The organism is Rathayibacter sp. AY2B3 (genome assembly GCF_002931755.1).
Lineage (GTDB): Bacteria > Actinomycetota > Actinomycetes > Actinomycetales > Microbacteriaceae > Rathayibacter.
The window spans coordinates 23,959-30,217 of sequence record NZ_PSUG01000045.1; the positions used below are offsets into that span (position 1 = coordinate 23,959).

Sequence of the window (6,259 nt, forward strand, 5' to 3'; positions counted from 1 at the left end):
GGGTCCTTTTTTTGTGCCCGGACGCCTCCTGACGCTCCTCCGGGGCACCGATGACGGTGCCGGAGGGAGCGGGGACGGCGACGGACGGCCGGGCAGCACAGCGCAGGGAAGCGCGCGTCCCCCCACACCCGGAGGAGTACCCATGAGTACCCAGGAGAGCGCTAAGGCGATCCTCGAGCACGTCGGCGGCGCCGCCAACGTCGCGAAGCTGCAGCACTGCTCGACCAGACTGCGGTTCGCGCTGGCGGACGACGCGAAGGCCGATGTCGAGGCGCTGAAGGCGGTGCCCGGCGTGATCGGCGTCGTGACCGGCCCGCAGACGCAGGTCATCGTCGGCAGCGGCGTGAGCGAGATGTACGCGGCGGTCGAGAAGCTGCGCGGCGGCACCACCGCCTCCACGGTGCAGGCGAAGCAGCCCCGGTCCCTCAAGCGCCTCGGCGCGACGATCATGGACTTCGTGGTCAGCGTCTTCACGCCGATCATCCCGGCCATCGCGGGCGCCGGCATCTTCAAGTCGTTCCTCGTCCTCGCCTCGGCGCTGGGCTGGCTCGACCCTGCGAGCGACAACTTCAAGCTGCTGTCCGCCATCCCGGACGCGGTGTTCGGCTTCCTGCCGCTGCTCGTCGCGTACACGAGCGCGAAGAAGCTCGACGTGAACCGGCCGCTGGCGCTCGGGCTCGTCGGCGTCCTGGTCTTCCCGGCGTTCACGACGCTGCTCAACCAGGAGGGCGGAGTCGCGCTCTTCGGCATCCCGGTGCCGGTCATCGCCTACAACGCGCAGGTGTTCCCGGCGATCCTGGCCGTGCTGCTGCTCTCGGTCGTCGAGCGCTTCTTCACGAAGCACTCGTGGGGCCCGATCCGCACCTTCTATGTCCCGCTGATGTGCCTGGTGATCGTCGCTCCGGCCACGATCTTCCTGCTCGGCCCCCTCGGCTACTGGCTCGGCTCCATGCTCACCGGCGCGATGATCGGCCTCTACGGCGCTCTCGGCTGGGTGGCCGTCGCGCTGCTGGCCGGCGTGCTCCCGCTGATCATCTCGGTGGGCATGCACAAGGCGTTCATCCCGCCGACCATCGCGACGATGGCCAGCGCGGGCAAGGACACCTTCTACCTCGCCTCCTCGCTCGCCCACAACGCGGCGGAGGCGGGCTCCAGCCTCGCGATCGCCCTGCGCACCAAGAGCGCGACCCTCCGCGCCACCGCCTTCTCGGGCGGCCTCTCGGCCCTCTTCGGGATCACCGAGCCGGCGCTCTACGGAGTGACGCTGCAGAACAAGCGCGCCCTGGTCTCCGTCATCACGGGCAGCGTCGTCGGAGGCGCCTACATCGGCGCCACGCAGGTCGCCGCGTTCGCGCTGGTCAGCCCGGGCGTCGCGAGCATCTCGATGTTCATCGACGGGCTGAACCCCTGGAACCTGCTCAACGCCGTGATCGGCCTGCTGATCTCGGTCGCCGTCTCGTTCGTCGTCTCCTTCGTCATCTGGCGTGACGACGCCTCCGCCAGCGTCCAGGCGCTCGGCGACGTGGCGGCCGACGCCGGGAGCCCGCTCGCGCTGCAGGCGCCGCTCACCGGCTCCGTCATCCCTCTCTCGGAGGTGCCGGACCCCGTGTTCTCGGCCGGCGTGCTCGGCGAGGGGCTGGCGATCCGCCCCACCGACGGAGCCGTCCGGGCGCCGTTCGCGGGCGAGGTCATCGCGCTGCTCTCCTCGCGCCACGCGGTCGGCCTCCGCCGCGCGGACGGCGTCGAGGTGCTCATCCACGTCGGCATCGACACCGTGCAGCTCGACGGCGCTCCGTTCGAGGCGCACGTCGCGGTCGGCGACCGGGTCGAGGCCGGACAGCTGCTCCTCACCGCCGACCTGGCCGCGATCACCGCGGCCGGCTACGACACCACGACCCCGGTGCTCGTGACCAACTCCGCCGAGTACACCGTGCTCGTCGAGGCCGCCGAGCGGATCACCGCCGGCGACCGGATCATGACCGTGACGCAGAAAGAGAAGGAGCTCGCCGATGGCGCTTCCTGACGGATTCCGATGGGGCGGCGCCCTCGCCGCCAACCAGGTCGAGGGCGCGTGGCGCGAGGGCGGGCGCGGCCCGGCGGTCAGCGACGTCGCCTCCTACAAGCCGAAGGCGGACCCGAAGGAGTACGCGATCCACCACCAGAACACGGTGGAGAGCATCACGGCGGCGATGGCCGACGACGACACCGAGTACTACCCCAAGCGCCGCGGCATCGACTTCTACCACCGCTACCCCGGCGACCTCGCGCTCTTCGCCGAGATGGGCTTCACCACCCTCCGCGTCTCGATCGCCTGGACCCGCCTCTACCCGACGGGGGAGGAGGCGGAGCCGCTGGAGGAGGGCATCGCCTACTACCTCGCCCTCTTCACCGAGATGCGGCGCCTCGGGATCGAGCCGCTGGTCACGCTCGCGCACTACGACCCGCCCCTCGCGCTCGCGCTGAAGCACAACGGCTGGGTCGACCGCCGCACGATCGGGCTGTTCGAGCGTTTCGCCCGCACCTGCTTCGAGCGCTTCGGCCACCTCGTCGACATGTGGCTGACCTTCAACGAGATCGACGGCATCATCCGCCACCCGTTCACCTCGGGCGGGATCATCGAGGAGACCGTCGAGGGCAGCGTGGAGCAGGCCTGCTACACGGCGCTGCACCACCAGTTCGTCGCCTCCGCCTCGGTCACGAAGATCCTGAAGGAGCTGTGGCCGGAGTCGCGGATGGGCTGCATGCTCACGATGCTGACCACTTACCCCAACACCTGCCACCCCGACGACGTCGCGGCCACCCAGGCGAAGGAGCGGATGCTCTACCTCTGTACCGACGTGCAGGCCGGCGGCGCCTACCCGCGCCTGGCACTGCGGGCGCTCGAGAGCCGCGGGGTCGCGATCCCGTTCGAGGCGGGCGACGTCGAGCTGCTGCGTGAGCACCCGGTCGATTTCATCTCGTTCAGCTACTACATGTCGATGACGGAGTCGGTCCGCCCCGACGCCGAGCGCACCCCCGGCAACACGGTCCTCGGCGTCAAGAACCCGTTCCTGGAGTCGAGCGAGTGGGGCTGGCAGATCGACCCCGTCGGCCTGCGGATCTCGCTGATCGACCTCTACGACCGCTACGGCAAGCCGCTGTTCATCGTCGAGAACGGGCTCGGGATGCGCGACGAGCTCACCGAGGACGGCCGCATCCACGACCCGTACCGGATCGACTACTTCCGCGCGCACTTCGAGCAGATGATCCAGGCGGTGGACGAGGGCGTGGAGCTGCTCGGCTACGTCAGCTGGGCGCCGATCGACCTGATCAGCGCCTCCAGCTCGCAGATCTCGAAGCGCTACGGGTTCGTCTACGTCGACATGGACGACCTCGGCCACGGCAGCACCGAGCGCTACCGGAAGGACTCCTTCTTCTGGTACCAGAAGGTCATCGCCTCGAACGGCGCGGATCTAGGATGATCCTCCTCTGCCCGGAGGCCCCGTCCGGCTCTCCGGGCAGAGGCCCCGCCACCCCCACCCCAGCCCTGACGCGGCCGTCGACGGAGACACGCATGCAGACCATCAAGAAGGTGCTCAACTCGAGCGTCGTCCTCGTCGTCGACGAGCGCGGCGTCGAGCGCGTGCTCCTGGGACGGGGGATCGGCTTCGGAGCGAAGGCCGGCGAGGCGATCGAGCCCTCGAGCGTCGACCAGGTGTTCGTGGCCCTGGACGACTCCGATCAGCGCAACCTCGTCGAGCTCCTGGCGCAGATCCCGCCGGAGTTCGTCGAGCTCACCCGCGCGGTCGTCGCCGACGCGGAGGAGCAGGGGCTGCGGCTGGACCCGCACGTCTACCTCGCGCTGACCGACCACCTGCACTTCGCGGTGGAGCGGCAGCGGCGCGGGCTCTCGGTCGCCAACCGGCTGGCCTGGGAGATGCGGACGGTCTACCCCGTGCAGTACGCGGTGGGGGAGCGGGCGGTCGACCGGATGCGCGAGCGCCTCGGCGTGGAGCTGCCCGCCGACGAGGCCGCGAACGTCGCGTTCCACCTCGCCAACGCGGAGCTCGGCAAGGTCGGGATCGACTCGCTCCGGATCGTGCAGCTCATCCGCTCGGTGACCGCGATCATCCAGCACTCCAGCGGAGCCGCGCTCGACCGCGACGACCTCCGCTCCGCCCGCTTCGTGGCGCACCTGCAGTACTTCGCCGAGCGCTTCTTCTCGGGCGGCCTGCTCGAGAGCGAGGACGACTTCCTCTTCACCAGCCTCAGCGCCCGCTACCCGCGCGCGGTCGCGTCCGCCGAGCGGGTCCGCTCCTTCGTGGCGGCCGAGTACCAGGCCGCCCTGCCCAACGAGGAGGTCGCCTTCCTGGCCCTCCACATCGCGCGCGCCGCTCCGGAGTAGCGCGCTGACCCCGGAGAACCGCATGCACCGCACGACCCCTGCCCGTCCGACGATGCCCGCGAGCGCGCGCCCGTGAGCGGCACGATCCACCTCGTCCGTCACGCCGAGACCCTCTTCAACGTCGCCGGCCAGCTGCAGGGCTGGTGCGACTCGCCGCTGACCGAGCGCGGCGAGCGCCAGGCGGCGGCCCTCGGTGAGCGGATGCGCGGCGTGCCGCTCGTCGCGGCGTTCACGAGCGACCTCACCCGCACCCGCACCACGGCGGCGGCGGCGCTCGCCGGGCACCCGTCGCTGAAGGCCGAGCCGATGGTCGAGCTCCGCGAGTGGCACTTCGGCGCCTTCGAGGGGCAGCCCAACGCCTCGCTCTGGGAGCCGGTGTTCGCCGACCACGGCTACTCCTACGTGCCCTCCTCCGCCGACTGGCCGCGGATGACCGACGCCGGGCTCGACTCGGTGCTCGACGCCATCCACCGGCACGACCCCTCGGGCCGGGCCGACAGCGGTCCCACTGTACGCGCCCGGGTGGAGGCCGCGATCGCGCGGTTCGTGCCGGCGGCGGAGCACGGCGACGTGCTGGTCGTGACGCACGGGGCGGTGCTGGGGAGCATCCTCCGCACGCTCGACCCCGCGCACCGGCCGCAGCGGGGCTACCCGAACTGCGCGATCGTGACGGTGACGGACGGCGTCATCGGCGAGGTCGACGGGAGCGCCGCGACGGCCTGACGCGGCCGGACAGTCACGTCGGCGGATCCGTCACTTCAGCGGGTCGTTGCCCCAGTTCATCAGGGAGTAGCGCCACTTCGTCTCGGTGACGTCGCCCGAGGGACGCTGCTTCGCGTGCCGGTGCACGTAGCCGACGACCTTCGTCATGTGGGCGTAGTCGTCGTCGCTCAGGTCGGCCTGCTTCGTGCCGAGCAGCTCGACGATACGCCGGCCGCTCTCGTGGCCGACGGACTCGCCGCCGCCCTCCGGCTTCTGGCCGACCTCCTTCGACTCGTCGGTGCCGAGCCAGTCCTCGAGCTCCTTCGCCGTCATGTTCACGGCGTCGTGGAACTCGTCGCGGGTCGTCCGCTTCTCGTCGTCGGTGGGCATCGCGGGGCTCCTCGGGTCGGTCGGTGACCTCCAGCGGAGCGTGTCGGAGGGGGAGAGGTCAAGCCCCGTGCGCGGTTCCGGGGCACGCGTAGCGTCGGAGGAGTCCGCACCAGCCGACCACCGCCGGCGTCCGCCGCCGGCAGAGAAGAGGCCCAGATGCCCTCCCGCAACACTCTCGTCCGCAGTCTCCACGACCTCGGAGCCGCCGCCTGGTTCGGCGGCTCGCTCATGGGCGCCGTCGGCCTGAACGGCGCCGCGTCCACCTCGTCCGACCCGGCGGAGCGCCTCCGCCTCTCCTCCAACGGCTGGGCCCGCTGGACCCCCGTGCAGCTCGCCGCGATCGCCGCCCACGGCGTCGGCGGCATCGGCCTCGTCCTCGCCAACAAGACCCGCCTGGCCAACCAGCAGGAGAGCCGCACGAACACGGTCGTCAAGACCGTCGTGACCGGCCTCGCCGGCGCCGCTTCGGTGATCGCCGCGGTCGCCGGAGCGACGCAGGCCAAGCACGCCGACGAGGGCGCCCCCGGCGTGACCGAGGCGTCGGAGCAGAACTCGCAGGAGCTGACCACGGCCCTCCGCGTGCAGAAGGTCACCCAGTGGGCGATCCCCGTGCTGACCGCGGTCATCATCGTCCTCGGCGCCCAGCAGGGCGAGCAGCAGCGCCCCGTGAAGGGCCTCTTCGAGACCACGGCGCGGATGTTCCGCAAGTAGTCCCCGCGCTCGCGCGCAGAACGTCGGCTGAGAGCAGCCGCCCTCCGCCCTCGGGGGACGGCGGGCACTCTC

General features: G+C 71.1%; 6 protein-coding genes. 5 read left to right on the forward strand and 1 reads right to left on the reverse strand.

The genetic code is table 11. From position 1 onward, the window contains the following. The first annotated feature begins 142 nt into the window (after positions 1 to 142). The 4 genes from C5C24_RS14140 (at position 143) to C5C24_RS14155 (ending at position 5,107) form a co-directional block, all read left to right on the forward strand. A complete protein-coding gene (locus C5C24_RS14140) occupies positions 143 to 2,023 on the forward strand; it encodes a beta-glucoside-specific PTS transporter subunit IIABC (RefSeq protein WP_104305273.1) in 1,881 nt (626 codons plus the stop codon). Further along, positions 2,010 to 3,461, forward strand: a complete 1,452-nt coding sequence (locus C5C24_RS14145) for a glycoside hydrolase family 1 protein (RefSeq protein WP_104280944.1) — start codon at positions 2,010 to 2,012, stop codon at positions 3,459 to 3,461. Before C5C24_RS14140 ends, C5C24_RS14145 begins: the two co-directional genes overlap by 14 nt. Positions 3,462 to 3,553: 92 nt before the next feature. After that, positions 3,554 to 4,384 (forward strand): PRD domain-containing protein, encoded by an 831-nt coding sequence (locus C5C24_RS14150; protein ID WP_104277291.1) that lies wholly within the window; start codon positions 3,554 to 3,556, stop codon positions 4,382 to 4,384. Positions 4,385 to 4,456: 72 nt separating this feature from the next. Beyond that, complete coding sequence (locus tag C5C24_RS14155) at positions 4,457 to 5,107, forward strand: histidine phosphatase family protein (RefSeq protein ID WP_104305274.1); 651 nt, start codon at positions 4,457 to 4,459, stop codon at positions 5,105 to 5,107. 30 nt (positions 5,108 to 5,137) lie between these two features. Here C5C24_RS14155 and C5C24_RS14160 read toward each other — a convergent pair whose 3' ends face one another. Next, positions 5,138 to 5,476, reverse strand: coding sequence for a DUF3140 domain-containing protein (locus tag C5C24_RS14160; protein ID WP_104277293.1), 339 nt, complete (start codon positions 5,474 to 5,476; stop codon positions 5,138 to 5,140). A gap of 156 nt (positions 5,477 to 5,632) precedes the next feature. Between C5C24_RS14160 and C5C24_RS14165 the strand changes: the two genes are divergently transcribed. Next, the gene (locus C5C24_RS14165) at positions 5,633 to 6,187 is read left to right on the forward strand and encodes a hypothetical protein (protein WP_104225093.1); all 555 of its coding nucleotides are present in this window, start codon (positions 5,633 to 5,635) and stop codon (positions 6,185 to 6,187) included. The last annotated feature ends 72 nt before the right edge of the window (positions 6,188 to 6,259 follow it).

Excerpts from the sequence above, each read along its gene's own strand:
- C5C24_RS14140 (WP_104305273.1), top strand. The coding sequence starts at position 143 with ATGAGTACCCAGGAGAGCGCTAAGGCGATCCTCGAGCACGTCGGCGGC.
- C5C24_RS14145 (WP_104280944.1), top strand. The coding sequence starts at position 2,010 with ATGGCGCTTCCTGACGGATTCCGATGGGGCGGCGCCCTCGCCGCCAAC.
- C5C24_RS14150 (WP_104277291.1), top strand. The coding sequence starts at position 3,554 with ATGCAGACCATCAAGAAGGTGCTCAACTCGAGCGTCGTCCTCGTCGTC.
- C5C24_RS14160 (WP_104277293.1), bottom strand. The coding sequence starts at position 5,476 with ATGCCCACCGACGACGAGAAGCGGACGACCCGCGACGAGTTCCACGAC.
- C5C24_RS14165 (WP_104225093.1), top strand. The coding sequence starts at position 5,633 with ATGCCCTCCCGCAACACTCTCGTCCGCAGTCTCCACGACCTCGGAGCC.